Source organism: Rhodovarius crocodyli, assembly GCF_004005855.1.
Lineage (GTDB): Bacteria > Pseudomonadota > Alphaproteobacteria > Acetobacterales > Acetobacteraceae > Rhodovarius > Rhodovarius crocodyli.
In genome coordinates, this window is sequence record NZ_SACL01000002.1 from 502,509 (window position 1) to 527,276 (window position 24,768).

A 24,768-nucleotide genomic window follows, 5' to 3' on the forward strand; every position below is an offset into this window, starting at 1 on the left:
CATCGGCCCTTGACCCGCATCGCGCACCCCCGCCCAATGCGGCCATGCGCCTGCTTTTCCTCAACGGACCCAACGCGAATCTCTACGGCCACACGGCCAAGGGAACCTATGGCGGCGAGACCTTCGAGGACATCGGCACACGCTGCCATGCCAAGGCGCTGGAGGTCGGTGCCAGCCTCGACTTCCGCCAGAGCCAGAGCGAGGGCGAGCTGGTCGAATGGATCCAGCAGGCCCGCCCCGAGGGGCCTGACCCCGCCGATGGCATCATCATCAACGCGGCCGGCCTTTCCTACACCTCCATTGCCATACTGGACGCGCTGCTGGCCTTTCCCGGGCCGGTGATCGAGGTGCACATGTCCAACATCCACCGGCGGGAGCCGTTTCGCCACAAGACCTACACCGCCCAGGCCGCGGTGGGGTCGATCTGCGGTTTGGGGCCGCTCGGCTATGAACTGGCGATCGAGGCGATGGCCGGGCTGGTGCGGGCGTGATCCCGGTCGTCTTCCACTCCCTGGTCGATGACCCCAAGGCCTGGGAAGCGGCGCTGCGCGCCCATCTGCCCGAGGTCGATTTCCGCGTGGACGGCCCGCCCGAGGGCGTGGTGGCCGCCCTGGTCTGGAAGCCGCCCCCGGGCTTCTTCGCGCCCTTCCGCGACCTGAAGCTGGTGGTGAATCTGGGGGCGGGGGTGGACAGCCTGGTGGGCCGCGACGACCTGCCGCCGCTGCCCATCGCGCGGCTGAACGATCCCGGCATGGTGGCGCTGATGCGCAGCTACGTGCTCTGGGCCGTCACGCGCTATGCGCGGGATTTCCACCTGCACGCGCGCAGCCGGCAGTGGCGCTACATCCACCCCCGCCCGCTCGCCACGCACCGCGTCACGGTGCTGGGTCTGGGTGAGCTCGGCACGCCCGCCGCCGAGGCGCTGGCGGGCATGGGCTATGCCGTCACCGGCTGGGCGCGCAGCGCGAAATCCATCGCGGGGGTGCGGTGCCTGCATGGCCGCGCGGGGCTGGAACAGGCGCTGGCCGAGACCGACACGCTGGTCGTGCTGCTGCCGCTGACGCGCGACACGCGCGGCCTGCTGGGGGCGGCGGAGCTGGCCCTGCTGCCGCGCGGCGCCAACCTGATCAATGTCGGGCGCGGGCCCGTGGTCGAGGAAGCGGCGCTGCTCGACGCGCTCCGGTCGGGCCAGGTCGCGGAGGCCACGCTCGACGTGTTCGAGACCTCTCCCCTGCCGGCGGACCACCCGTTCTGGGCGATGGAGAATGTCTTCGTCACCCCGCATCTCGCCTCCATCACCGTGCCGGAGGCCGCGGCCGCCGACGTGGCCGAGAGCATCCGCCGCGTGCTGCGCGGGCAGGAGCCGCTGCACCGTATCGACGCCGAGCGCGGCTACTAGGGCCTTCGCCGGCCGCGCCTCAAACGCGGCTCTGCACCGGCCCCGGACTTCTGTGACATTTCGGCAACCATTCGGGTCTCCGGGGAAGGGATCATGCCCCGGCATGTCCGCGCCCTATTGCTGACATTGAGAATCACTTGCAATAACCGGCGCGAGGGCACCCACCGGGGGTGTCCGCGAGTTCCCGCGCCGAGAGATTCCGATGCTCCACCCCCCCTCGCATGACCGCGCCAGGCTGGTCTCCCTTCTCGCCCTCAGCCTGGCGATGGCCGCCGGGGCGGCGCATGCCCAGACCACAGACGCCGAGCCCCAGGCCACGCCGCTGCGCGTTCCGGAAGTCCAGGTTCAGGGCGCGCGAGAGACCGCGACCGGCCCCGTCGCGGGCATCTCGGCCGAGCGCAGCATGAGCGGCACCAAGACCGACACGCCCCTGATCCTGACGCCGCAGAACATCACCGTCGTGACGCGCCAGCAGATGGACCTGCTGAACACCCGCAACCTGGGCGAGGTGCTGTCCTACACCGCCGGCGGGCAGGGCATCCTGTCGGACTTCCGCGGCGAATACGGCACGGTGCGCGGCTTCACGCCCGATACCTATCTGGACGGGCTGCGCCTGCCCGTGCCCGTCACCGCCCATTCCTGGCGCGTGGAGCCCTGGGGGATGGAGCGCGTGGAGCTGTTGCGCGGCGCCAATTCCGGCCTGTACGGCCAGGGCAATCTGGGCGGCATCATCAACAGCGTCAGCAAGACGCCCTATGTCGGCCAGACCAATGAGGTCGCGATCCAGGGCGGCAGCTTCGGCCGCGTGCAGGGCATGTTCGACGTCGGCGGCAGCCTGACCAGCGACAATTCCCTGATGTACCGGGTGAACGGGCTGGTCCGGCGCTCCGACACCTACGTCGAGGGCGGGCGGGACAACCGGGTCTATCTGGCCCCCTCGCTCAGCTGGCGGCCGACGGGCGACACCACCATCACGCTGCTGGCCAGCTACATGCGCGACGATGCGGGCATCACCGGCCAGTGGCTGCCGGCCTTCGGCACCGCGCTGTACAACCCGAACGGCCGCATCCCGCGTGACCGCGCGACCGGTGAGCCGGGCTGGGACCGCTATCACCGCACCCAGTACGGCGTCGGCGCGCGCATCGAGCACCGGCTGAGCGATGCCTGGACCCTGCGTTCCAACCTTCGCTACACCTATCACGAGCTGGACTACGCCTCGATCTACGCCAGCGGCTACAGCCCGGCGACGCAGCAGCGCACGGTGGGCCGCGTCGCGTCCTATCAGAACCCGACCTACCGCAGCTTCGCGATCGACAATTCCGCCGAGGGCCGCTTCCGCACCGGCCCGCTGGAGCATGTGCTGCTCGCCGGGCTCGACTTCCGCTGGACCAACCTGCATTCGCGCACCTATGCGGCGGCGGCGGGCTCGCTGGACGTGATCACCCCGCGCTACGGCTATCGCCCCGGCACGCTGCCGCTGACGGCCTCCACCAACCAGAACCTGCTGCAGACGGGCCTGTATGTGCAGGACCAGATCAGCTGGAACCGCTGGCACCTGACCCTGACCGGCCGCCAGGACTGGGCCGACACCGGCACCACCAACAACCGCACGCGCACCAACAGCAGCCAGCGTGATTCGGCCTTCACCGGCCGTGTGGGCCTGCTCTATGCCTTCGACTTCGGCCTGTCGCCCTACTTCTCCTATGCGACCTCCTTCCTGCCGAGCGTCGGCAGCCTGTCGCCGGCGCGCGGCGGCGGCGCCTTCCGCCCGGTGACGGGCGAGCAGTTCGAGGCCGGCATCAAGTACCAGCCGCCCGGCCAGTCCAGCATGTACAGCGCGACCATCTTCCAGCTGACCCAGCAGAACGCGCTGACCACCGACCCGCTCTACACCGGCTACTCGATCCAGACGGGCGAGGTGCGGGTGCGCGGGCTGGAGCTGGAGGCGCGCCTGGCGCTGACGCCCAACCTGAACGTCCTGGCTTCCTGGACCGCGCAGGACCCCGAGGTGACGCGCAGCACCACCGGCAATCTGGGCATGCGCCCGGCGGCCATCCCCGCGCATACCGGCGCGCTGTGGGCCGACTACACCTTCCGGGTGAATGACGAGCTGCGCATCACGCTGGGCGGCGGTGCGCGCTACTACGGCAACACGCTGGGCAACGGCGCGCCCACCGCGACCTCCCCGCAATTCCATGTGCCGAGCTTCACGCTGTTCGACGCGGCAGTGCGGGCGGAATGGCGCAACTGGCGCATGACGGTGAACGCCCAGAACATCGGCGACCGGCTGTATACCAACGCCTGCTACTCCTACAGCTCCTGCTCCTACGGGGCTGGTCGCGCGGTGTTCGCGACGCTGGGCTATCGCTGGTGAAGGGGGTGATCGACGCCGGGCGAGGTTTCCTCGCCTGGTGCGCCTCCGCTGACGCCCGCCGGGTCGCCGTTGCCCTTCTGGGCGGCGGTGCGGCGGGCGGCGCCGCGTTCCGCGCGGCCGCGCTGCATCCGGCGACGGCCTCGGGCGTGTGGCCGCTGGTGCTGGGCGTCGCGGCCTTCGTCGTCGCGGGGCTGTGCATCTGCGCCTTCCGCAGCGGCTGGCGCTGGCCGGGCATCGCGTCGCGCGCCATCGCGGCCATCCTCGGCGGCTATGCGGTGGGGGCGCTGGTTTCCGTCGCCTGCGCCGTGCTGCTGCCCATGTTCCGGTCGGAGGCCGTGGCCACCGGCATGATGCTGAGCTTCCTGGCCTATGCCGGGGTGGTGATCTGGGTGTTCGCCGCGCGCAATGCCTGGCGCGCCTGGGCGGGGGTGGTGCTGCCCTGCCTGTTCCTGGGCGTGGCCAGCTGGCTCGGGAGGTCGGCATGAAGCAGGGCTTCCGCCAGTGCATGGCCTGGCTGCACACCTGGGCCGGGCTGATCCCGGGCTGGATCCTGTTCGCCGTGTTCCTGACCGGCACCGCGGCCTATTGGCGCGGCGAGATCACCGCCTGGTCGCGCCCCGAGATGCGCATGACCGACAACGGCCCGGAGGCCGCCGCCATGGCGATCCGGGAGCTGCAGCGCATCGCCCCCGATTCCCCCAGCTGGTTCATCGGCCTGCCCACCGAGAGCGACCCGTTGCTGCGCCTGTTGTGGCGCGCCCCGGGTGAGCGGCGGTTCCGCGACAGCGTGCTGGACCCCACGACCGGGCGCGTGGCCGAGGGCGGCGAGACGCGCGGCGGCGAGTTCTTCTATCGCTTCCATTTCGAGCTTCACATGCAGCCTATCTGGGGCCGCTGGGTCGTGGGCATCTGCGCCATGGCCATGCTGGTCGCGATCATCAGCGGCGTGATCACGCACCGGCGCATCTTCGCGGATTTCTTCACCTTCCGACCAGGCAAGGCCGCGCACCGGTCATGGCTGGACGCGCATAATGTGCTGGCCGTGCTGTCGCTGCCCTATCACCTGATGATCACCTATACCGGGCTGCTGACGCTGATGGTCATGTACATGCCCTGGGGCATGCAGGCGGCCTATGGCAACGACCAGCGGGCCTTCTTCGCGGAGGCGTTGGGCTTCTCCTCGCCCGAGCGCCCGGCGCGCCGTCCCGGGGAGTTGACCGACATCGCACCCCTGGTGGCCGAGGCGATCCGCCGCTGGCCCGAGGCCGGGGTGCGGCGGATCAGCGTGTCCAATCCGGGCGACGCCAATGCCGGCATCGTGCTGGGGCGCGGCGACCGGCATGACCTGGCGATCAGGCGGCAGGAACTGGTCTTCGCGGGCACGACCGGCGAGCTGCGCGCCGCCACCGGCAACAGCCGCCCGGCCGCGATGACGGTGGGTGTCGGCTATGGCCTGCATTTCGCGCGCTTCGAGATGCCCTTCCTGCATTTCCTGTTCTTCCTGTCGGGGCTGGCCGGCACCGCCATGGTCGGCACGGGGCTGGTGATGTGGGTGGCCAAGCGCCTGCCCAAGAAGAACGAGACCCGCCATTTCGGGATCAGGCTGGTCGAGATGCTGAACATGGGCACCGTCTTCGGCCTGCCCATGGCGATGTTCGGCTTCTTCTGGGCCAACCGGCTGCTGCCGGCCGTGATGGAGCAGCGCGCCCAATGGGAGATCAAGGTCTTCTTCGCGATCTGGGCCGTGACCTATCTGCACGCGGCCTTCCGCCCCGGCAGGCGTGGCTGGGCGGAGCAGGCGGTGGTGATCGCGGCACTCTGTCTGCTGCTGCCGGTGGTGAACGCGCTGACCACCCGCTTCAACCTGGGCCATACGCTGATGGCCGGTGACTGGCTGATGGCGGGGATGGATATCGGTTTCCTCTGCTTCGGCCTGTTCTTCGCCTGGGCCGCGCGCAAGCTGTGGCGCCTGCCCGCGCCCGTCGCGAAGCCCGCCAGGGCGGGGCGCCTGCGGGAAAGCGAGGCGTGATGGCACTGCTTGCCCTCGGCCTTGCCTATCCCGGCTTCCTGTTGCTGGCGCTGGCGATGGAACGCCATCACCGCGACCTGCTGGGCGGGGTGCCGCTGCCCCCGCGCCGGCGGCTCTACACCGCCTCAGGGTGGCTGTTGCTCGGCCTGTCGCTTCTGCCCTGCGCCGCGCTGTGGGGATGGACATTCGGCGTCGTCGCCTGGCTGGGCGTGCTGGCCGTGGCCGCGACGACGGTCGCGATGCTCTCAACCTATCACCCGCGGCTGGCGCTGATCGCCGCGCCGCTGGTTCCCGTGCCGGGCGTTGTCGCCTGGTTCGGCTTTCATTGACACAAGGAAACACCATGATCCGTTGGATGCCCCTGGCCGCGATGCTGCTCGCCGCCGCCCCTGTCGCCGCCCACCAGATCTGGCTGGAGCGTGAGGGCCAGACCGCGCGGGCCTATTTCGGTGAGCCGGTGGAAGGCGTGCGCGAACGCACGGGCGGCCTGCTGGACCGCGTGCCCGGCCCGCGCAGCTTCACCACCGATGTCGCGGCCGCGACCGCGATGACGCGCGGCGCCGACCATTTCAGCGCCACCCTGCCGGCGGGCACGGGCGATGTGCGGCTGATCGAGGACGGCTTCCCGCCCTTCGGGCGCGAGGAGAAGACCAAGGCCATCATGCTGGCGCGCGAGGGCCGCGCCGAAACCCGCCACGCCATGGATCTGGAGATCGTGCCCGTCACGGCCGGCGGCAACGAGTTCACCGTGATGCTGCGCGGCCAGCCCCTGCCGCGCGCCGAGGTGACGGTGGTGGCGCCGCCGCGCTGGGAACGCCGCCTGCAGGCCGATGCCCAGGGCCGCGTGCGCTTCGACACCCCCTGGGCCGGGCGCTATGTCGCGGAGGTGATCCACACCGACCCGACGCCGGGCGGCACGGGTGATGGGGCGTATCAGCGGATCCGCTTCGTTTCCACGCTGTCGTTCACGGTGCAGGAGGGGATTGCCTGGACGGGGCAGCGATAGGAGTAATCTTCTTTTTCTGAAGAAAAAGAAGCAAAAAGACTTTGTGAGTTTAAGGGCTGTCTGGCCAATGAGACGCCCTTAAACTGTCAAAAATTTTTTGGTTCTTTTTTACAAAAAAGAACGTTGTTATTATCTTAGCGCCATCGCCAGCAACGGCGCCGCCAGTACATTGGTCAGCCCCACCATCACCATGACCAGCCCAGCGATGGTGCCTTCCTCGGCGCCGATCTGGTGCGCCTTGGCCACCCCCGCGCCATGCGCGCCCATGCCGAACAGCGCCCCGCGCGCCAGGCTGCTGCGCAGGGGCAGCCAGACCAGCAGCGCCTCTCCGAAGGCCGCCCCGAACACGCCGGTGCAGATCACGAACACCGCCGTCAGGTCCGGCACGCCGCCGATATCGCCCGAGACCACCATGGCAAAGGGCGTGCTGAGCGAGCGCGGCAGCAGGCTCAGCCGCAGGTCGCCGTTCAGCCCCAGCAGGCTGGCCAGCCCATAGGCCGTGAGAATGGAGGTGCCGCTGCCCGCCGCGACACCCATGGCGAGCACCGGCCAGAAGCGGCGGATCATCGCGCGCTGTTCGTAGATGGGCACGGCGAAGGCCACCGTGGCCGGGCCCATCAGCATCAGCAGCCAGCGCGTGCCGCCGATATAGTCGCGATAGCTGGCATGCAGCGCCAGCAGCAGCGCGATCAGCAACACGGGCGCCAGCACCAGCGGCGAGGACCACCAGCGCCGCAGGCGTTGGTTCAGCCGCTTGGCCGCGACATAGAGCCCGATCGTGGCGGCCGACCAGAAGGCGGCCAGCCCGGCGGCTTCAAGCCATGCGAGGCTGGACACGGTCCATGCTCCAGCGGCAGCAGAACTCGACGACCAGCGCCGTCACGGCCATGACCGTCACGGTGCCGACCAGGATGACGGCGGCGATCTTGATGCCGACCCAGCCCATCAGTTCCGGATGGTCCGTCACGGCCAGCACGGCGGGGACGAAGAACAGCAGCAACTCACCCAGGAAGAACTGCGCGCCGCGGCGCGTGCTGGCCACCGACAGCCGGCCGCTGAACAGCAGCGCCAGCATCAGCCCCAGCCCCAGCACGCCGCCCGGGACGGGCAGGTGGGTGGCCCGTGTCAGTGCCTCGCCCGCCAGCCAGAACAGCACCATCAGCGCCATCTGTCCCAGGCGGGACATGTGCAGGCGGCGGCGGAACAGGATGGTCGTGGCATGGAGCGACATGTGACACCTCTGGGACAGAAGGTATGTCGCAACGCAGCATGAACAAAATGAATTGTCTGACTGTTAATTAGTCCATATTGGAATGCCCATGGAACTCCGCACCCTGCGCGTCTTTGTCGAGGTCGTGCGCCAGGGCGGCTTCACCGAAGCCTCCCGCATCGTCGGCGCCACCCAGTCCACCGTCAGCAAGGCGGTGAAGCAGCTGGAGGACGAGCTCGGCCTGCAGCTTCTCGACCGTGTCGGCCATCGCTCCAGCCTGACCAGCGCCGGAGAGATCGTGTTCCGCCGCGCCCAGCGCCTGCTGGCCGAGCGCGACGACCTGGTGACGGAGCTGGACGAGCTGCGCGGGCTGAAACGGGGCGTGCTGCGCCTGGGCCTGCCGCCCATCGGCAGCGACGTGCTGTTCGCGCCCGTCTTCGCGGCCTTCCGCGCGCGTTATCCGGGGGTCGAGATCCGGCTTGTGGAACACGGCTCCAAGCGGCTGGAGGAGGTGCTGCGCGCGGGTGAGGTGGATCTGGCCGGCGTGCTGCTGCCCATACCGGACGATTTCGCCTGGCAGCGCATGCGCCATGAGCCGATCGTGGCCCTGATGCCCGGCGAGCACCCCATGGCCGGGCGCCGCGCGCTGAGCATGGCGGAGTTGGCGGAGGAGCCCTTCGTGCTGTTCGAGGCGGGCTTCGCCCTCAACCCCATCATCCAGGATGTCTGCGCCCGGGCAGGCTTCGTGCCGCGCGTCGCCGCGCGCTCCAGCCAGATCGGCTTCATCGTGGAGCTGGTGGCGGCGGGGCTCGGCATCGCCTTCCTGCCACGCATGATCGCGGAGCTGCGCGCCCATGGCAGCCTGCGGGTGGTGCCGGTGACCGATGCCGGGATGGACTGGCAGATGGCCCTGGCCTGGCGGCGCGGCGGCTATCTGCCGCAGGCCGCCAGGGCATGGCTGGAATTGGCCAGGGCGGTCTGATCAGGCCGCCTGGCAGCAGCTCCGCGGCGCCGCCTCGTCCTCCAGGATGGCGACGGCGGGGCTGACCTCGGCCTCACGCGCCACGGCGGCGCCCAGGGCCATGGCCGCGCCGGTGAAGGCCGGCTCCTCCAGCAGCCGTGCCAGGGCGGCGCGGATCTCGGCCACGCCGCTGTCCGGCGGCAGGGAGAGGCCAGCGCCGCGCTCGGCCACGCGGGTCGCGTTGTCGAACTGGTCGCGGCCATGCGGCAGCACCAGCATCGGCCGGCCATGGGCCAGTGCCTTCATCACCGTGCCGTGGCCGCCATGGGTCACCACCAGGGATGCCTCGGCCATGATGGGGTGGTGGGGCGCCTTTTCCATCAGCACCACATTGCCCGCGCCCCGCAGCGCCCCGCGCGGGATGGACCCGCCGAGTGTCACCACCGCGCGCATGTCCAGCCCGGCGATCGCGTCGATGACGCGCTGCAGTGCCCCGCCGTGGTTCTGGAAGGTGGTGCTGAAGCTGACGAGGGCCAGCGGCCGGCGGTCATGCGGCAGGAAGGGGGAATGCCATTCGCCGGCCCAGGCCGCTTCCTCCAGCTCCGGCCCCAGATAGTCCATCCCCGGCGGCAGCACCTCGGGCGCGAAGTCGAAGGCGCGGGCGGTGGCGAGCAGGGTGCGGGATGCGACCTCCAGCTGGTCCACCAGCCGGGCCAGCGGCCGCAGGCCGAGGGCGGCGCGTGCCAGGTTCAGCTGGGGCAGCCGGCTGTCCAGCAGCGCGTGGCTACCCTGGGTGACGGCCGCGTGCAGGGCGCGGTCCTCCTCGGTGCGGGCGGGCGGCAGGCCGGGGCCCACCGGCGGCACGCCGGGCAGGGGGAACATGCTGATGTTGGTGGCCAGCACCACCACGCGCTGGCCCCGCGCCTCACAGGCCATGGGCACGCCCAGCATCAGGTCGCTGCAGACCACGAGGTCCGCGGGCTCGCGCCGCAGTTCCTCCAGCAGGTCCTCGGCGTGGGAGAGGGCGGGGCCCACGATCAGCGCGTCCAGCGCATGCAGCATGCCGTCCTGCGGCGTGGGCTGGGCCCAGTCGCGGATGTATTCGCTGGCGGGTTCGCGGGTGGCGCGGCTGGGGGCGCGGGTCCAGGGCATGAAGCCTGCCCCGGTGGCCTCGGCCTCGGCACGGTTGCATGCCTCGCTCATGATCCGCACCCGGTGGCCGCGCGCGACCAGCCGCCGCGCGATGCTCAGCACGGGCGGCAGCGCGCCCCCGCCCTCGAAGGTGGTGAACAGGAAGGAACGCGGTTCAGGCATCTGGGGTCTCCTGTGGCGCGATCGCGCCCATGATGAAGGTGAACATGACGGTGCGCAGCGCCTCGGGCGGGCGGCCCATGTCGCGGCGGATGAGGTTCCAGAGGGTGAGGTCGGTGGCGGCCACCAGCGCGTCCAGGCGGCGCTCGCGCGCCTCGGCCGGCAGCGGCGCCAGCCAGGGGGCCATGCATTCGCCCACCCAGGCGCGGTGGTTGCGCCGGCCGATGTCGTTGGCGGCGCGAAGCGCGGGCCAGCGCGCTTCCTGGTGCAGGGCGCGCATCACCTTGTCGCCCGTGATCTCGTAATCCTCGATCAGCACGCGCAGCATCGCGTCGATGTCGCCGGGGTGGACCACGCGACGGGCCTTGATGCTGACCGCCATGCGCTGCCAGCTGGCCTCCAGCAGGCCTTCCTTGCTGCCGAAGCGGCGCACCACGGTCGGCACCGACACCCCGGCATCCCGCGCCACGCGGTCGAGCGTGACCAGGTCGAACCAGTCAGCCGTCAGTGCCGCGTCGAAGGCATCCAGGATGCGGTGGGCGGTCTGCTCGGCCGCGATGGCGCGGGCGCCCTGGCGGTAGCTGCGCTTGGCGGGATGCTCGGGGTTGGATTTCATGTTTGTGGGAATAACGCCAAATATCCGGGCGCGCAATCATTCAATGTAAGTATGACTTGCACGAAAATGCATGCCGAAGATGGCTTCAAGCCGAAGCTGATCCCGCCTAGGCTCACGCCCATGTTACGGGCCTGGGTTCTGGGATTGCTGTGCTTGGCGCTACCCGCGCTCGCGGAGGAGCCGCCGCTGCTCGTCTCGGGCATGGGCAGCTTCCATATCGGCGGGCGCCAGGCCGAGGTCAGCGGCCGCCCGGTGCGCGAGGTGCAGCTGGCCCCGGGCGCGCGGCCCGTGCGCATCGACCCCAACGGCACCTATCGCGTGGACGGCATGTATGTGCAGTACCACCACCCCGCCACACGGCGGGGCCGGGTGCCGCTGATGCTGTGGCACGGCGGCGGCATGACGGGCGTCGTGTGGGAAACCACCCCCGACGGGCGTGAGGGCTGGCAGACCTGGTTCCTGCGCCGCGGCTGGAGCGTCTATGTCAGCGACGCGGTGGAACGCGGGCGTTCCGGCTGGGCCATGTTCCCCGACATCACCCCGGCCGAGCCCATCTTCCTGACCATGGCCGACCCGTGGGAGCGGTTCCGCATCGGCGCCGGCCCCGGAAGCTGGCGCAGCCGCAGCGCCATTCCCGGCACGCAGTTCCCCACCGATGCCTATGAGCGCTTCACCGCGCAGCTGGTGCCGCGCTGGGTGGTGACGGATGCGGCCGCCACGGATGCCTATACCCAGCTGCTGCGCCAGGTGGGACCGGCCGTCGTCCTGACCCACGCCCAGTCCAGCCTCTATGCCTTGCGCGTGGCCAAGGCCGAGGCCGAGCGGGTGCGCGCCCTGGTGCTGCTGGAGCCCACCGCCTTCGGACCCATGACGCCCGAGGAGCTTGCGCCGCTGCGCGGCATGCCGGTCCTGGTGCTGTATGGCGATTTCATCGAGCAGGACCCGCGATGGTCGGCGGCGCATGAGCGCGGCACCCAGTTCGTCGAGGCGCTGCGCGCGGCGGGCGGCCAGGTCGAGGTCGTGGAACTGCCGGACCGCGGCATTCGCGGCAACAGCCACCTGATGATGATGGACCGCAACAACGGCGCGGTGGCCGAGGTGGTCCAGGGCTGGCTGGCAGCGCGCGGGCTGTGGGAATAGGCTGCGCCCCGGAATCGGGGACGCATCGCATGACCTTCTCGCTGATCGCCCGCTGCGCCCGCACGGGGCAGCTGGGCATCGCCACCACCACCTCCGGCATCGCGGTCGGCAGCCGTGTGCCCTGGGCCGCCGCCCATGTCGGCGCCGTGGCCACCCAGCACCGCACCGACCCGCGCCTGGGGGCGCGCGGCGTGGAGCTGCTGCGTTCGGGCTGCACGGCGGAGGAGACGGTGGCCGCTCTCGCGGCTTCCACCCCCGACCACCAGTGGCGGCAGATCGGCGTGGTGGATGCCGAGGGCCGTACCGCCTTCTTCCACGGCGCGCGGGTGAAGCCGCGCTCGGGCGCGGTGCAGGGGCAGGGGGTGCTGGCGCTGGGCAACATCCTGGCCAATGACGACGTGCTGCCCGCCATGGTCGCGGGCTTCGACGCAGCCTCGGACGCGCCCCTGGCCGAAAGGCTGATCCGGGGGCTGGAGGCCGGCGAGGCCGCGGGCGGCGAGCACGGCGCCATCCAGTCCGCCGCGCTGTATGTGGTGGCCGAGGAGAGCTTTCCCTATGTCGACCTGCGGGTGGACCGGGGTGCCGCGCCGCTGGAGGAATTGCGGGCGCTGTGGAAGGTCTATCTGCCTGAGCTGGACCTGTATGTGCGCCGGGCGGTGGATCCGGAGAGCATGGGGGCGTGACGTCAGGGGCGTTGCCCCCGACACCCCCAGTCAGGGGCTCTGCCCCTGACAACCCCGCCAGGAGATAATATCTCCTGGACCTGATAGTAGTTTGGCGCCAGACACTTGGCAGTGTGGGGCGCCGATTTTATTATTAATATAAACCTTATCAAGGTTTTGTGCCAAATCCCCGGGGTCCAGGGCCGCTACGGTCCTGGCGGGGATCCAAGGGGCGGCGCCCCCTGGTGGGGGTCCGGGGGCAAAGCCCCTGACACCGCCCGCAGCACCGCCTCCGCCGCTGCCGCACTGGGTGTGCCTTCCGCCGGCGTCAGCCGGGCCAGCGCATCCGCGAAGCCTTCCAGCTGACGGGCGCGCGCGCCGCCGCCTTCCAGCAGCGGTGCCAGCGTCGCCGCCAGTGTCGCGGGGTTGCACGCCTCCTGCAGGAGTTCAGGCACCACCTCGCGCTCGGCCATCAGGTTCACCAGGCTGACGAAGCGCACCTTCAGCATGCGCCGCACGATCATGGCGGTGATGGGGTTCACCCGATAACCCACCACATGCGGCAGCCCCGCCACGGCGCATTCCAGAGAGGATGTGCCGGATTTGATCAGCCCCGCCTCGGCGGCGGCGAAGGCGTCGTATTTCTCGGCGATGTCGCGCACCAGGATGGGCTGGCGCGGCCAATGCGCGGTGGCGGCGCGCACCGTATCCTCCACGGGGCCGGCGAGCGGCACCACGGCGCGGATGCCGGGCGGCAGCAGCGCCAGCGTCTGCCCGAACACCGGCAGCAGGCGTGAGACCTCGGTACGGCGGGATCCGGGCATGACGATCAGCAGCCGCTCATTGGCGGCCAGCCCGTGCTTCGCGCGGAACCGCACGCCGTCCCCGCGGTCGGCGCCGCTCTCCAGCACCGGGTGGCCCACGAAATCCACCGGGATGCCGTGCGGCTCGAAGAACGGCGCCTCGAAGGGCAGCAGCGCCAGGATGCGGTCCAGCTTGGCGGGCAGTTTCTTCGCGCGGCCCTGGCGCCAGCCCCAGACCTGGGGGGCGACATAGTGGATGACCGGAATGCCCATGGCCTTCACCCGGGCGCCCACGCGCAGGGTGAAGCCGGGGCTGTCGATGGTGATGACCGCGGCGGGGCGGCGGGCCTGGATGTCGGCCACCGTCTCGTCCAGCCGGCGGGACAGGCTGCGGATCTTGGGCAGCACCTCCAGCAGGCCCATCAGCGCCAGTTCGCGCATGGGGAACAGGCTGGCGAAACCCTGTTCGGCCATGCGCTCGCCGCCCACGCCGGCGAAATCCAGCTCCGGGCGGCGCTGCCGCAGGGCCGTGATCAGCCGCGCGCCCAGCACATCGCCCGAGGCCTCACCGGCGATGACGTAGAGCAGGGTCAAGAAAACACCGCGCGGGTCACGGGCTCGATCGGCGCGCGCGGCCAGTCGCGGTGGTTCAGCACCGCGCCCTCCCGGCGCACCGTCTCCACCATGCCCGCGTCGATCTCGGCATAGACCCAGCCCGGGGCGTTCAGCGCGCCCTCGGCGATGATGCCGTCATCGGGGAAGCCCCGGTCGGCCGGGCCATACACGCCGGCGGCGCCCACATTCTCATCCAGTGCCGAGGACCAGGGCGCGGAACCCACGGTGGGCGCGACAGCCAGGATGCACTGGTTCTCGATGGCGCGCGCGCGCGCGCTGATCGCGACGCGGGTGAAGCCCGCCAGGCTGTCGGTGCAGGTGGGGACCAGCACCAGCCAGGCCCCGGCCTCCACCTGGGTGCGGACATGCTTGGGGAATTCGCTGTCATAGCAGATGGAGATGCCGACCAGCCCCCAGGGCGTGTCGAACACCCGCGGCGAGGCCCCGCGCGAGACGCCCCAGCGCTCATTCTCGAAGCGCGTCATCTGCCATTTGTCCTGGAAGGCCAGGCTGCCGTCGGGGCGGATCAGGGGCGCGCGGTTGATGATGATCCCGCCCGAGCGCATGGGCAGGGTGCCGGGCTGCAGCCACACCTTGTGCCTCACGGCGGCGGCGCGCATGGCGGCCAGCACCTCGTCATAGGCATCGACCATCGCGACCAGCTCGGCGGCCTCACCGGGTTCGGCGGCAAGCGTCGGCGCCAGCTCCATCGAGGCATATTCGGGCATGAGCAGCAGGTCGGCGCGCGGCGCGGCCTCGGCCACCAGCGCGTCCAGCCGGGCGGCATAGGCGGCGAGCGAGGCATGGCGCTCCACCTTCCAGGCGAGGGTCGCGAGCCTCACAGCGCGCGGGTCCAGAAGGAGAGCGTGTGCGGCGTCTCGCGCCCGACATCGCCCGGTTCGGCCCAGCGGAACACGCAGGCCAGCTCGGGCCGGTGGGTGTAGCCGCGCTTGCGCCAGAACCCGTCGAGCGGCGTGTAGCCGGCCGGGCGGCGCGGGTCATTGGGGTTGCGTACCACGGCGCAGAAGGTCGCGACCTTGGCGCCGATGGCGCGCGCATGCGCCTCGCGGTGCCGGAAGAAGCCCACGCCCACGCCCCGGCCGCGATAGGCCGGGAGCAGCACGCTTTCCCCGAAATAACAGTGCTCCGCCGGATCCAGCCCCTGGCGGGTGAAGGCATCGCGCACCGGGGCCGCGGCCTCCGTCATGGGCTGGCAGGTGGCCGCCCCCACGATCTCCTCGCCCAGCCGCGCCAGCACCACCGCCGCACCGGGGCTGTCGGCATAGGCGCGCAGATAGCCTTCCTCGTAATCGGCCGCGCCCTCATACAGATAGGGCCACTCCGAGAAGACCTGGACGCGCAGGCGCGCCACGGCGGGCAGGAACGGGTGCAGCGCGGCACCCGTCACGGTGGAGAGTTCGATCTCGGCCATGTGCGCTCGCTCAGTGGCCGTAGAGCTTGTCCGGGGAGATCTCGGGCGCGGTGATCGCCACCAGCTCGCCCTCGCGCTCGGCCTGATAGAAGCAGCTGCGGCGGCCGGTGTGGCAGGCCACCCCCAGCTGGTCCACCAGGGCCAGCAGGGTGTCGCCGTCGCAGTCCAGCCGCAGCTCCTTCAGCGTCTGCACCTGGCCGCTGGTCTCGCCCTTGCGCCACAGCCCGCGACGGCTGCGGGAGTAATAGCAGACCCGGCCGGTGCTCAGCGTCTCGGCCACGGCATCCCGGTTCATCCAGGCCATCATCAGCACCTCGCCGGTGTCGTGCTGCTGGGCGATGCAGGGCACGAGCCCGTCGGCGTTGAAGGCGATGGCGGAGAGGAGCGGGTTTTCCATGGGCGTGATATAGTCGTTTCCATGCACGATCACAGCCACCATGATCATCACCACCACCATCACGCGCCGCTGGACACCCAGCTGGCCGAGGCGGAGGCGCTGTGCCGCAAGTCAGGGGCGCAGCTGACCCCGCTGCGCCGCCAGGTGCTGGCCTTGGTGCTGAAGGCGGAGCAGCCGGTCGGCGCCTATGCCCTGCTGGACCAGCTGAAGGCCGAGCGGGCAGGGGCGGCCCCGCCCACCGTGTACCGCGCGCTGGATTTCCTGCTGGAACAGGGGCTGATCCACCGCGTCGAAAGCCTGAACGCCTATGTCGGCTGCGTCTCGGCCGGGGAGCAGCACGCGCACCAGTTCCTGATCTGCCGCGACTGCGGCACGACGCTGGAGCTGAGCGACGCCGGCATCGAGGCCGCGCTGAAGGCGGCGGCGGCGCGGGAAGGGTTCTCGGCGCTGAAGATGACCGTGGAGATCGAAGGGGTGTGCGGGAATTGTCAGGGGGCGTGAGGCGGGGGCTTTGCCCCCGGACCCCCAGCCAGGGGCTCTGCCCCTGACCACCCCGCCAGTCGATCATATCTCCTGGACCTGATGGGGGTTTGGCGCCTGGTCGGGGTCTCGGGGGCGAAGCCCCTGAGGGGCCACTACATCACCCGGAACGCATCCTTGATCCGCCGCACCTGATCCCCCGCCACCACCATCACGTCGAACCGCACCCCTGCCGCGCCATGCCCAGGGTTTTCCGCCATCCAGCATTCCCCGGCCGCCAGCAGCCGTGCCTGCTGCCTGGGCTGCAGCGCATACGCCGCCTCCGACAGGCTGGCCCGTGCCTTCACCTCGATGAAGGCCAGCAGCCCGTCCTGTTCCGCGATCAGGTCGATCTCGCCGGCGGGCGTGCGGCAGCGCCGGGCCAGCACTTGCCAGCCCTCGGCCAGCAGGGCACGGGCCGCGGCTTCCTCCGCGCCGCGCCCGCCGGCCTCGGCGCGCAGCCCGCGCTCAGCCCTTTGCCAGGACACCGCGGATGATGGTCAGGGCTTCCTCGATCTGGGCCGCGGTCACGTCCAGATGGGTGCAGGCGCGCACCCGCCCGCCCAGGCCCGAGATCATCACGCCCTCGGCGCGCATCGCGGTCTGGAAGGCGTCCAGGCTCATGCCCGTCTCCTTGATGTCGAAGAAGATCAGGTTGGTGTCGGGTTCCTGCACCACCACGCCCGGGATCTGCGACAGGCCGCGCGCCAGGGCCTTGGCGTTGGCGTGGTCTTCGGCCAGGCGCTCGATGTTATGGGTCAGCGCATAGTCGCAGGCGGCAGCGCAGATGCCGGCCTGGCGCATGGAGCCGCCGAGCCGCTGCTTCCAGCGCCAAGCCTGGCCGATGAACTCGCTGCTGCCGCACAGCACCGCGCCCAGCGGCGCGCCGAGGCCCTTGGTGAAGTCCAGCCACACGCTGTCATAGGATGCCGTCATCTCGGCGGCGGAAATCCCGGCCGCGACGCAGGCGTTCATCAGCCGCGCGCCGTCCATATGGGTGGCCCAGCCCTGCTCATGGGCGATCTGCGCCACGGCGTTCAGCTGCTCGATCGGCCAGACGCAGCCGCCGCCGATATTGGCGGTCTGCTCCACCTCCAGCAGGCGCTGGGGCGGTGCGTAGCGGGTCTTCGGGCGGATCGCCTCGCGCAGCTGGTCGGCGTTGAACATGCCGCGCGCGCCGGGCAGGCCCATGATCTGCACGCCGGTCAGCGCGGCATGGGTGCCGCCTTCGCTGGTCAGGATATGGCTGCTTTCATGCGCCACCACCTCATCGCCCTTCTGGCAATGGGTCAGGATGGCGATGACATTGCACATGGTACCGGAGGGCAGGAAGATCGCCGCCTCCTTGCCCATCAGCGCCGCCATGCGGTCGCACAGCGCGTTCACGGTCGGGTCGTCGCCATGCTGCTCGTCGCCGACCGGCGCGGACATCATCGCGTCCTTCATCGCGGCGGAGGGGCGGGTCTGGGTATCCGAATACAGGTTGATCCGGACGGGGGGCGCGCCCGGCGGCGGGCGGAGCGGTGCATGTACCATAATGTGACGGTAGCGCGGGCCCGCGCGCCATGGCATCCCCTGCGCACCCGAAAACAGGAGCGATTCGCATGGCCGGGCACGGCGCGCATCATGGTGGTGAGAACAAGGGCGTGGCCCTGCTGATCTCGGTGCTGGCCCTTTTCCTGGCCGTGGCCGAGATGGGGGCCAAATCCTCCCAGACGGAGGCGCTGAACGCCAATGTCCAGGCCGCCAATCTCTGGAGCTTCTTCCAGGCCCGCACCATCCGCCAGACCACCGTGCAGACGGCGGTGGAGGCGGCGGAGCTGGACCGCACGGAGGCCAACCGCGAGGCGACGGAGACCCAGCAGCAGCGCTGGCGCGCCCGCGTGCAGAACTGGGAGAGCGAGCCCAGCACCGGCGAGGGCCGGCGTGAGCTGACGGCCCGCGCCCGCGCCGCCGAGGAACGCCGCGACCTGAGCATGGCGCGCTACCACATGTTCGAGTTCGGCTCGGGCGCGTTCCAGGTGGCCATCGTGGTGGCCTCGGCCGCCATCATCACCGGGGTGGGGCTTATGATCTGGTTCGCCGGCGCGCTGGGGCTGATCGGCGTGGGGCTGACGGCGCTGGGGTTCTTCGCGCCGACGCTTATTCATTTGTAAAGTATTCACGTTCTTTTATGGAAAAAAGAACCAAAAAACTTCTGCGAGTTTGGCGTGCCCTGACTGCGGGTGCGCAACAAACTCGAAAAGTCTTTTTGCTTCTTTTTCTTCAAAAAAAGAAGAATCCCTAAACCCTTGATCCCCTTGGCACCCGCGCGCCATACAGGCCCATGAGCTTCCGCGTCTGCGACCACGCCCTGGCCCGCCACAAGTTGACCACCCTGCGCCGGGTGGAGACGGACAGCCCTACCTTTCGCCGCGTGATCGGCGAGTTGGGGCTGATCCTGGCCATGGAGGCGCTACGTGACCTGCCGGAAGCCGATCGCGCCATCGACACCCCGCTGACCGCCATGCAGGCCCCCTGCCTGGCCGCACCCGTGCCCTGCATCGTGGCGGTCCTGCGCGCGGGGCTGGGCCTGACCGAGGGCGCCCGCCTGCTGCTGCCGGAGGCCCCGATCGGCCATGTGGGGCTGGTGCGGGACGAGCACACCCTGCAGGCCAGCCGCTACCTTCTGCGCCTGCCGCCCGATATCGCGGCCCGCGGCGCGCTGGTGATGGACCCCATGCTGGCCACGGGCGGCAGCGCGATCCAGGCGGTGACGGCGCTGAAGGAAGCCGGCGCGCGCGACATCCGCTTCGCCTGCGTGGTCGCGGCACCCGAGGGCGTCGCGCGCTTCGCCGCCGCCCATCCCGATGTTCCCGTGGTGGCGGCCGCGCTGGATGAGCGGCTGGACGAGCGCGGCTATATCGTGCCGGGCCTGGGCGATGCCGGGGACCGCTGCTTCGGCACCGCCTAAGGGCGACGCCCGTCTTCAGGCGACAGGGCGATGCCCGTCTTCAGGCGACGGTCGGCCGCGCCTGCTGTGCCAGCCCGGCGATCCTCCGCACCAGCACGTCCCGCTGATAGGGTTTGGCCAGGATATCGAATTCCGGCACTTCCTTGCCCAGCACCGGACCCGTGTAGCCCGAGGCCAGCAGCACCCCGATGCCGGGGTGCAGTTCCAGGGCCCGGCGGGCGAGATCCATGCCGGAGATGCCGCTCGGCATCACGACATCGCTGAACAGCACGTCCACCTGCTCGCCGTTCTCCAGCAATTCCAGCGCCTGCCGGCCATCGGCGGCGGCCAGCACGCGGAAGCCGGCCTCGCGCAGCATCTCGGCCACCATCTCCCGCACCTGGGCGTCGTCCTCGGCGACCAGCACGGTGGCGCTGGCCATGGCGACCACGGCGGCCTGGCGCTGCTGCTGCGGCTCGGGCACGCGCACGCCGGTTCCGGGCGTCAGCGGCAGGAACAGCGAGACGCCGGTGCCGCGCCCCGGTTCGCTGCGGATGGCGACATGCCCGCCCAGCTGGCGCACGAAGCCGAACACCTGGCTGAGGCCGAGGCCCGTGCCGCGACCCGGCGCCTTGGTGGTGAAGAAGGGCTCGAAGGCGCGCGCCAGCACGTCGGGCTCCATGCCGGACCCGCTGTCGGTCATGCGGATCTCGGTGAAGGGGCCGGGATGGGCCTCCTCATTGTTGATCAGGTCCGCGCGGGACAGCCAGGCGGTGCGGGTCGAGATCTCGACCTCGCCGCCCTCGGGCAGGGCGTCGCGCGCGTTGATCGCGAGGTTCAGCAGGGCGGCCTCCAGCTGCGCGGCATCGGCGTGGCAATGCGGCAGGCCGGGCGAGAGTGACAGCCGCAGCGTGACGGCCTCGCCCAGCGCGCGCTGGATCAGCGGCTCGAAGCCCGTGACCAGGGCATTGGCGTCCAGCGCCTCGCGCTTCAGGGGCTGGCGGCGGGCGAAGCTCAACAGGCTGGAGTTCAGCCGCGCGCCCCGGGCCACGGCATCGCGCGCCGCGGCCATCAGGCGCTTGGCCCGGTCATCGGCCTGGGCGCCCAGATGGCGTTCCAGCATCTGCACGGTGCCCAGGATGGCGGTCAGCAGATTGTTGAAGTCATGCGCGATGCCCCCGGTCAGCCGGCCCATCGCCTCCAGCCGCTGGGCCTGGGCCAGCTGTTCCTCGGCCCGCTCGCGCTTCTCGATCTGCTCGCGCAGCTCCCGGGCGGTGCCGGCCAGGCTCTGCAGCGCGGCCTGGGCGGCCACCCAGCGGTTGCAGGCCAGCCAGGTGACGAAGCTGAGCGCGAAGGTGATGGCCGCCGTCACGGCCAGGACCACCGCCGTCGTGCGGCGCCATCCGGCCAGGATCTCGGAACGGGGCAGGGCGTAAGTGACCAGGATCTGCTCCTGGCCCACCCGGCGGGTCGTGGCCAGCCATTCCTGGTGGTTCGCGTCGCTGACCCAGCTGGGCTCGGTGCCGCCCGCGCGCGCGAGCTGCAGCAGGCTGGATGCCGCCGGCGTCACGGAGGGCTGGGTACCGGGCGGGCATCGGGCCAGCACCGTTCCGTCCTCCCGCAGCAGGGCGATGTAGCGCTCCCCGGTGCCGGCCATGGTCTGCCACTGCTGCTCGAAATAGGCAGGCGGGACGGAGCCGAGATAGACACCATCGAAGCGCCCGTCCCCGCTCAGGCGCGGGCGGCTCATGGTAAAGGCGAGTTCGCCCGAGGTGCGCCCCACCAGGGGCTCGCCGAAATACACGCCGTTGTAGCCTTCGGCGTGGTGGCGGAAGTAGTCCCGGGTCGCGAGGTTCACCTGGGGCGTGGGCCAGGCGATGCTGATGGCCAACAGGTCTCCGTTGGGCTCCACGATATGAAGGACGCGCAGCTGGTTCACCCGCTGGTCCAGGGCGCGCAGGCCCTGATGGATGCGTTCACGCTGCGCGCGCAGTTCCTCCCACGACAGACCGCGCAGCAGCTCACCCATGCGGTCCAGCACCAGGGCGTTGGTGTCCACCACCTTCAGCGCGTGCTCTGTCGCGATGGTGGCGATGCGGTCCACCCGCTGGGAGGCGGTGGTCAGGCTGCGCTGGTAGTCGTGCCAGACGAAAAGACCCGCGGCCAGGAAGGGCAGCAGCATGGACGCTGCCAGCAGCACCCTGAGCGACCAGGGCGGTGAAAGGCGGGGACTGTCGGGCGCGAGCATCGGGGGACCTGGCAAATATGGCAAAATCATGCCCTGTCACACGCGCGACTTGCAATCCGAATCACTGCGAACCGACGGGGCCGGGGGTGACTTCCGCGCATCGTGACCGTGGCAGCGGTGCGGCGGGCGCGGGCAGGGGGGTGTCCGGGTGACTTGCACGCGCCGCTGTAATGGGGCATGAGCCTGCGCGTCACGTTCCCGGCCCCGCCGGGGGCGCGGCAATTCTCACGCGGTGCGCCCTTCCTGCCCGACAATGGCGATGAAGGTCCGGTCCCCGACTATCGGGGGTGCAGCACCGCGGAGGCCCAACCGGACTGAATGTGAAGGAAAGATCGCCATGGCGATGCCCGTCGTTACCCTGCGTGGCCTGCTCGAGGCCGGTGTCCATTTCGGCCACCACACCCGCCGCTGGAACCCGAAGATGGCTCCGTACATCTTCGGCGTGCGCAACCAGGTCCACATCCTGGACCTGCAGCAGACCGTCCCCATGATGGACCGCGCCCTGAAGGCCGTCCGTGACGTGGTGGCCGGCGGTGGCCGCGTGCTGTTCGTCGGCACCAAGAAGTCGGCTGCCGAATACGTGGCCGAGGCCGCGCAGCGCTGCGGCCAGTATTATGTGAACCACCGCTGGCTGGGCGGCATGCTGACCAACTGGAAGACCATCACGGGTTCCGTGAAGCGTCTGAAGGAAATGGAAGGCCGCCTGGGCGGCGACGTGGAAGGGCTGACCAAGAAGGAAGTCCTGATGCTGACCCGCGACAAGGAAAAGCTTGATCGCGCGCTGGGCGGCATCAAGGACATGGGCGGCCTGCCGGACATCATCTTCGTCATCGACGTGGTGAAGGAGAAGCTGGCGATCGAGGAAGCCAACAAGCTGGGCATCCCGGTCATCGGCGTGGTCGACAGCAACTCCGACCCCTCGGGCATCACCTTCCCGATCCCCGGCAACGATGACGCCATCCGCGCCATCAACCTGTACTGCGACATGGTCGCCGGTGCGGTGCTGGACGGCATCTCGGCCGAGCTGGGTTCCTCGGGCGCCGATCTGGGCGCGATGGCCGAGCCCCTGCCGGAAGAGGCGCTGGAAGCCGAGGAAGTCGCGGCCGAAGCCCCCGCCCCGGCCGCCGAGGCCTGATGTTTCCCGCCCCGGGCCGCGAGGTCCGGGGCGGAACACTTCCGGGCAGGCCCTTTGGGGCTTGCCCCGGGACGCATGGCAATGGAAGTTTCATGGGCCCGCCGGGCCGGAACACCTTGCCAGCCCCATGGATTGACGGGCATCGCCTGATGCCCAGACGCAAACCCCGTTCTGGAGAGAGCGAAGATGGCCGAGATCACCGCCGCGCTGGTGCGCGACCTGCGCGAGAAGACCGGCGCCGGCATGATGGACTGCAAGAAGGCGCTGGTTGAGTCGAACGGCGACATGGAAGCCGCCATCGACTGGCTGCGCAAGAAGGGCCTGTCCGCCGCCGCCAAGAAGTCCGGCCGCGTGGCCGCCGAAGGCCTGGTCGGCACCGCCACCGGCCCGACGGTCGGCGCCATGGTCGAAGTGAACGCCGAGACCGACTTCGTTGCCCGCAACGAGAGCTTCCAGAACTTCGTCGCCGAAGTGGCGGGCCTGGCCCTGTCCGTGGGCGAGGACGTCGAGAAGCTGAAGGCCGCGACCTATCCCGGCACCACGCATTCCGTGCAGGATGAGCTGACCCGCCTGATCGCCACGATCGGCGAGAACATGACCATCCGCCGCGCCCGCGTGTTCCGCGTGAACGAGGGTGTGGTCGCCGCCTATGTGCACAACGCCGTGAAGCCGGGCCTGGGCAAGATCGGCGTGCTGGTCGCCGTCGAGTCGACCTCCGAGCTCGCCGCGCTGGAGACCCTGGGCCGCCAGGTGGGCATGCACATCGCCGCCACCCGCCCCGAGGCGCTGGACACCTCCGCCGTGGAGGCTTCCGCCCTGGAGCGCGAGCGCGCGGTGCTGACCGAGCAGGCGCTGGCGTCCGGCAAGCCCCCCGCCGTCGTCGAGAAGATGGTCGAGGGCCGCATCCGCAAGTACTACGAGGAAGTGGTGCTGCTGGAGCAGGTGTGGGTGCATGACGGCGAGAGCCGCGTGAAGCAGGTGGCCGCCAAGGCCGGTGCGAACCTGACCGGCTTCGCCCGCTTCCAGCTGGGTGAGGGCATCGAGAAGGAAGTCGGTGACTTCGCGGCCGAAGTGGCTGCCCAGGCCGGCATCACCAAGGGCTGAAGCCTTGCGGGGGCGGCTTCGGCCGGCCCCCTCCTGTCCGGCGCGGGAGGTTCCCTTCCGCGCCGTTCTTGTGACTCCCGCGCGCCGCTCCTAATGTGCGCGCGCCCACCAGGCCCCAGGCACGGACATACCCATGAGCGAAACCGCCACCCAGGCTGAAAGCCCCACCTACAAGCGCGTGCTGCTGAAGGTCTCCGGCGAGGCGCTGCTGGGCGGTCGCGAATACGGGCTGGACAACGCGACGGTGAAGGCCATCGCCGAGGATGTGCGCGATACCGTGGCCCTGGGTGTGCAAGTGTGCCTGGTCATCGGCGGCGGCAACATCTTCCGCGGCGTGGCCGGGGCCTCGGCCGGCATGGAACGCGCCCAGGCCGACTACATGGGCATGCTGGCCACCGTGATGAACGCGCTGGCCATGCAGAACGCGCTGGAGCGCATGGGCGTGCAGACGCGCGTGCAGTCCGCCATCGAGATGAGCTCGATCTGCGAGCCCTATATCCGCCGCCGCGCGATCCGCCACATGGAGAAGGGCCGGGTGGTGATCTTCGCCGCAGGCACCGGCAACCCCTTCTTCACCACCGACACGGCGGCTGCCCTGCGCGCCGTCGAGATGGGCTGCGAGGCGCTGCTGAAGGGCACGCAGGTGGACGGCATCTACAGTGCCGACCCGCGCAAGAACCCGAGCGCCGAATTCTACACGCGCCTGACCTATCTTGAGGTCCTGGCGCGCGACCTGCAGGTCATGGACGCCGCCGCGATTTCCGTTGCGCGTGAGAACGGCCTGCCGATCATCGTCTTCAACATTCACGAACCGGGTGCCTTCCGCGAGGTGATGCTGGGCCATGGCCGCTTCACCACCGTGAAGGACGACTGAG

27 protein-coding genes are annotated in these 24,768 nt (G+C 70.2%); 16 read left to right on the forward strand and 11 right to left on the reverse strand.

The window, feature by feature from the left end; all coding sequences use genetic code 11:
• Window positions 1-44 precede the first annotated feature (44 nt).
• The 7 genes from EOD42_RS08350 (at window position 45) to EOD42_RS08380 (ending at window position 6,808) form a co-directional block, all read left to right on the forward strand.
• A complete protein-coding gene (locus EOD42_RS08350) occupies window positions 45-491 on the forward strand; it encodes a type II 3-dehydroquinate dehydratase (protein ID WP_127787028.1) in 447 nt (148 codons plus the stop codon).
• Window positions 488-1,399 carry a 2-hydroxyacid dehydrogenase gene (locus tag EOD42_RS08355; protein WP_127787029.1) on the forward strand — a complete coding sequence of 304 codons (912 nt, stop codon included), beginning with the start codon at window positions 488-490 and terminating at the stop codon, window positions 1,397-1,399. The genes EOD42_RS08350 and EOD42_RS08355 overlap by 4 nt, the downstream gene beginning before the upstream one ends.
• A 202-nt stretch (window positions 1,400-1,601) precedes the next feature.
• On the forward strand, window positions 1,602-3,773 hold the full coding sequence (locus tag EOD42_RS08360) for a TonB-dependent siderophore receptor (protein WP_127787030.1): 2,172 nt from the start codon (window positions 1,602-1,604) through the stop codon (window positions 3,771-3,773).
• The gene (locus EOD42_RS26320; RefSeq protein ID WP_240655062.1) at window positions 3,770-4,258 is read left to right on the forward strand and encodes a DUF3649 domain-containing protein; all 489 of its coding nucleotides are present in this window, start codon (window positions 3,770-3,772) and stop codon (window positions 4,256-4,258) included. Before EOD42_RS08360 ends, EOD42_RS26320 begins: the two co-directional genes overlap by 4 nt.
• Window positions 4,255-5,802, forward strand: coding sequence for a PepSY-associated TM helix domain-containing protein (locus EOD42_RS08370; RefSeq protein ID WP_127787031.1), 1,548 nt, complete (start codon window positions 4,255-4,257; stop codon window positions 5,800-5,802). Before EOD42_RS26320 ends, EOD42_RS08370 begins: the two co-directional genes overlap by 4 nt.
• Window positions 5,802-6,131, forward strand: coding sequence for a DUF3325 domain-containing protein (locus tag EOD42_RS08375; RefSeq protein ID WP_127787032.1), 330 nt, complete (start codon window positions 5,802-5,804; stop codon window positions 6,129-6,131). The genes EOD42_RS08370 and EOD42_RS08375 overlap by 1 nt, the downstream gene beginning before the upstream one ends.
• Before the next feature lie 14 nt (window positions 6,132-6,145).
• A complete protein-coding gene (locus tag EOD42_RS08380) occupies window positions 6,146-6,808 on the forward strand; it encodes a DUF4198 domain-containing protein (RefSeq protein WP_127787033.1) in 663 nt (220 codons plus the stop codon).
• 129 nt (window positions 6,809-6,937) lie between these two features.
• Here the strand turns inward: EOD42_RS08380 and EOD42_RS08385 are convergent, their stop codons facing one another.
• Both EOD42_RS08385 and EOD42_RS08390 read right to left on the reverse strand, forming a co-directional pair.
• Entirely contained in the window at window positions 6,938-7,645 is a 708-nt protein-coding gene (locus EOD42_RS08385) for an LrgB family protein (protein WP_127787034.1), read from the reverse strand.
• Complete coding sequence (locus EOD42_RS08390) at window positions 7,623-8,039, reverse strand: CidA/LrgA family protein (RefSeq protein WP_127787035.1); 417 nt, start codon at window positions 8,037-8,039, stop codon at window positions 7,623-7,625. The genes EOD42_RS08385 and EOD42_RS08390 overlap by 23 nt, the downstream gene beginning before the upstream one ends.
• Before the next feature lie 88 nt (window positions 8,040-8,127).
• On the opposite strand from EOD42_RS08390, the gene EOD42_RS08395 reads away from it, so the two are divergent.
• Window positions 8,128-9,000 (forward strand): LysR family transcriptional regulator, encoded by an 873-nt coding sequence (locus EOD42_RS08395; RefSeq protein ID WP_127787036.1) that lies wholly within the window; start codon window positions 8,128-8,130, stop codon window positions 8,998-9,000.
• Here the strand turns inward: EOD42_RS08395 and EOD42_RS08400 are convergent, their stop codons facing one another.
• Window positions 9,001-10,293: a glycosyltransferase gene (locus EOD42_RS08400; RefSeq protein WP_127787037.1), complete on the reverse strand. Its 1,293-nt coding sequence runs from the start codon at window positions 10,291-10,293 to the stop codon at window positions 9,001-9,003.
• Window positions 10,286-10,906, reverse strand: coding sequence for a TetR/AcrR family transcriptional regulator (locus tag EOD42_RS08405; RefSeq protein ID WP_127787038.1), 621 nt, complete (start codon window positions 10,904-10,906; stop codon window positions 10,286-10,288). Before EOD42_RS08405 ends, EOD42_RS08400 begins: the two co-directional genes overlap by 8 nt.
• A 153-nt stretch (window positions 10,907-11,059) precedes the next feature.
• On the opposite strand from EOD42_RS08405, the gene EOD42_RS08410 reads away from it, so the two are divergent.
• Entirely contained in the window at window positions 11,060-12,046 is a 987-nt protein-coding gene (locus EOD42_RS08410) for an alpha/beta hydrolase family protein (protein ID WP_240655064.1), read from the forward strand.
• A gap of 29 nt (window positions 12,047-12,075) precedes the next feature.
• Window positions 12,076-12,729 (forward strand): DUF1028 domain-containing protein, encoded by a 654-nt coding sequence (locus tag EOD42_RS08415; protein WP_127787039.1) that lies wholly within the window; start codon window positions 12,076-12,078, stop codon window positions 12,727-12,729.
• Window positions 12,730-12,914: 185 nt separating this feature from the next.
• Here EOD42_RS08415 and lpxB read toward each other — a convergent pair whose 3' ends face one another.
• Genes lpxB through hisI form a run of 4 tightly spaced genes read right to left on the reverse strand, consistent with a single transcriptional unit; the run spans window position 12,915 to window position 15,955 of the window.
• The gene (lpxB, locus tag EOD42_RS08420) at window positions 12,915-14,105 is read right to left on the reverse strand and encodes a lipid-A-disaccharide synthase (RefSeq protein ID WP_127787040.1); all 1,191 of its coding nucleotides are present in this window, start codon (window positions 14,103-14,105) and stop codon (window positions 12,915-12,917) included.
• Window positions 14,102-14,968 carry a carbon-nitrogen hydrolase family protein gene (locus EOD42_RS08425; protein WP_240655066.1) on the reverse strand — a complete coding sequence of 289 codons (867 nt, stop codon included), beginning with the start codon at window positions 14,966-14,968 and terminating at the stop codon, window positions 14,102-14,104. The genes lpxB and EOD42_RS08425 overlap by 4 nt, the downstream gene beginning before the upstream one ends.
• Window positions 14,965-15,558, reverse strand: a complete 594-nt coding sequence (locus EOD42_RS08430; protein ID WP_127787042.1) for a GNAT family N-acetyltransferase — start codon at window positions 15,556-15,558, stop codon at window positions 14,965-14,967. The genes EOD42_RS08425 and EOD42_RS08430 overlap by 4 nt, the downstream gene beginning before the upstream one ends.
• 10 nt (window positions 15,559-15,568) lie before the next feature.
• Window positions 15,569-15,955 carry a phosphoribosyl-AMP cyclohydrolase gene (gene hisI, locus EOD42_RS08435; protein ID WP_127787043.1) on the reverse strand — a complete coding sequence of 129 codons (387 nt, stop codon included), beginning with the start codon at window positions 15,953-15,955 and terminating at the stop codon, window positions 15,569-15,571.
• Window positions 15,956-15,976: 21 nt separating this feature from the next.
• Between hisI and EOD42_RS08440 the strand changes: the two genes are divergently transcribed.
• The gene (locus tag EOD42_RS08440; protein ID WP_127787044.1) at window positions 15,977-16,456 is read left to right on the forward strand and encodes a Fur family transcriptional regulator; all 480 of its coding nucleotides are present in this window, start codon (window positions 15,977-15,979) and stop codon (window positions 16,454-16,456) included.
• Between the two features lie 134 nt (window positions 16,457-16,590).
• On the opposite strand, the gene EOD42_RS08445 is transcribed toward EOD42_RS08440, so the two are convergent.
• Window positions 16,591-16,962 carry a YraN family protein gene (locus tag EOD42_RS08445; protein ID WP_127787045.1) on the reverse strand — a complete coding sequence of 124 codons (372 nt, stop codon included), beginning with the start codon at window positions 16,960-16,962 and terminating at the stop codon, window positions 16,591-16,593.
• The gene (locus EOD42_RS08450) at window positions 16,943-18,010 is read right to left on the reverse strand and encodes a threonine aldolase family protein (RefSeq protein WP_127787046.1); all 1,068 of its coding nucleotides are present in this window, start codon (window positions 18,008-18,010) and stop codon (window positions 16,943-16,945) included. The genes EOD42_RS08445 and EOD42_RS08450 overlap by 20 nt, the downstream gene beginning before the upstream one ends.
• Window positions 18,011-18,078: 68 nt before the next feature.
• Between EOD42_RS08450 and EOD42_RS08455 the strand changes: the two genes are divergently transcribed.
• Window positions 18,079-18,630, forward strand: a complete 552-nt coding sequence (locus tag EOD42_RS08455) for a DUF4337 domain-containing protein (RefSeq protein ID WP_127787047.1) — start codon at window positions 18,079-18,081, stop codon at window positions 18,628-18,630.
• A gap of 170 nt (window positions 18,631-18,800) precedes the next feature.
• Window positions 18,801-19,427 (forward strand): uracil phosphoribosyltransferase, encoded by a 627-nt coding sequence (gene upp, locus EOD42_RS08460; protein ID WP_127787048.1) that lies wholly within the window; start codon window positions 18,801-18,803, stop codon window positions 19,425-19,427.
• A gap of 40 nt (window positions 19,428-19,467) precedes the next feature.
• Here the strand turns inward: upp and EOD42_RS08465 are convergent, their stop codons facing one another.
• Window positions 19,468-21,654, reverse strand: coding sequence for an ATP-binding protein (locus EOD42_RS08465; protein ID WP_164867837.1), 2,187 nt, complete (start codon window positions 21,652-21,654; stop codon window positions 19,468-19,470).
• 337 nt (window positions 21,655-21,991) lie between these two features.
• On the opposite strand from EOD42_RS08465, the gene rpsB reads away from it, so the two are divergent.
• The 3 genes from rpsB to pyrH all read left to right on the forward strand — a co-directional run bounded on the left by rpsB (window position 21,992) and on the right by pyrH (window position 24,767).
• Window positions 21,992-22,789: a 30S ribosomal protein S2 gene (rpsB, locus tag EOD42_RS08470; RefSeq protein ID WP_127787050.1), complete on the forward strand. Its 798-nt coding sequence runs from the start codon at window positions 21,992-21,994 to the stop codon at window positions 22,787-22,789.
• A 186-nt stretch (window positions 22,790-22,975) separates the two neighbouring features.
• Window positions 22,976-23,893, forward strand: a complete 918-nt coding sequence (gene tsf / locus EOD42_RS08475; protein WP_127787051.1) for a translation elongation factor Ts — start codon at window positions 22,976-22,978, stop codon at window positions 23,891-23,893.
• A gap of 133 nt (window positions 23,894-24,026) precedes the next feature.
• Window positions 24,027-24,767 carry a UMP kinase gene (pyrH, locus tag EOD42_RS08480; RefSeq protein ID WP_127787052.1) on the forward strand — a complete coding sequence of 247 codons (741 nt, stop codon included), beginning with the start codon at window positions 24,027-24,029 and terminating at the stop codon, window positions 24,765-24,767.
• Window position 24,768: the final 1 nt, after the last annotated feature.

Coding starts and splice junctions, on each gene's coding strand:
- hisI (WP_127787043.1), bottom strand. CDS start 15,955: ATGGAAAACCCGCTCCTCTCCGCCATCGCCTTCAACGCCGACGGGCTC.
- EOD42_RS08430 (WP_127787042.1), bottom strand. CDS start 15,558: ATGGCCGAGATCGAACTCTCCACCGTGACGGGTGCCGCGCTGCACCCG.
- EOD42_RS08360 (WP_127787030.1), top strand. CDS start 1,602: ATGCTCCACCCCCCCTCGCATGACCGCGCCAGGCTGGTCTCCCTTCTC.
- EOD42_RS08465 (WP_164867837.1), bottom strand. CDS start 21,654: ATGCTCGCGCCCGACAGTCCCCGCCTTTCACCGCCCTGGTCGCTCAGG.
- EOD42_RS08440 (WP_127787044.1), top strand. CDS start 15,977: ATGCACGATCACAGCCACCATGATCATCACCACCACCATCACGCGCCG.
- pyrH (WP_127787052.1), top strand. CDS start 24,027: ATGAGCGAAACCGCCACCCAGGCTGAAAGCCCCACCTACAAGCGCGTG.
- EOD42_RS08455 (WP_127787047.1), top strand. CDS start 18,079: ATGGCCGGGCACGGCGCGCATCATGGTGGTGAGAACAAGGGCGTGGCC.
- tsf (WP_127787051.1), top strand. CDS start 22,976: ATGGCCGAGATCACCGCCGCGCTGGTGCGCGACCTGCGCGAGAAGACC.
- EOD42_RS08405 (WP_127787038.1), bottom strand. CDS start 10,906: ATGAAATCCAACCCCGAGCATCCCGCCAAGCGCAGCTACCGCCAGGGC.
- EOD42_RS08350 (WP_127787028.1), top strand. CDS start 45: ATGCGCCTGCTTTTCCTCAACGGACCCAACGCGAATCTCTACGGCCAC.
- EOD42_RS08370 (WP_127787031.1), top strand. CDS start 4,255: ATGAAGCAGGGCTTCCGCCAGTGCATGGCCTGGCTGCACACCTGGGCC.
- upp (WP_127787048.1), top strand. CDS start 18,801: ATGAGCTTCCGCGTCTGCGACCACGCCCTGGCCCGCCACAAGTTGACC.
- EOD42_RS08450 (WP_127787046.1), bottom strand. CDS start 18,010: ATGGTACATGCACCGCTCCGCCCGCCGCCGGGCGCGCCCCCCGTCCGG.
- EOD42_RS08390 (WP_127787035.1), bottom strand. CDS start 8,039: ATGTCGCTCCATGCCACGACCATCCTGTTCCGCCGCCGCCTGCACATG.
- EOD42_RS08400 (WP_127787037.1), bottom strand. CDS start 10,293: ATGCCTGAACCGCGTTCCTTCCTGTTCACCACCTTCGAGGGCGGGGGC.
- rpsB (WP_127787050.1), top strand. CDS start 21,992: ATGGCGATGCCCGTCGTTACCCTGCGTGGCCTGCTCGAGGCCGGTGTC.
- EOD42_RS08415 (WP_127787039.1), top strand. CDS start 12,076: ATGACCTTCTCGCTGATCGCCCGCTGCGCCCGCACGGGGCAGCTGGGC.
- EOD42_RS08395 (WP_127787036.1), top strand. CDS start 8,128: ATGGAACTCCGCACCCTGCGCGTCTTTGTCGAGGTCGTGCGCCAGGGC.
- EOD42_RS08380 (WP_127787033.1), top strand. CDS start 6,146: ATGATCCGTTGGATGCCCCTGGCCGCGATGCTGCTCGCCGCCGCCCCT.
- EOD42_RS08375 (WP_127787032.1), top strand. CDS start 5,802: ATGGCACTGCTTGCCCTCGGCCTTGCCTATCCCGGCTTCCTGTTGCTG.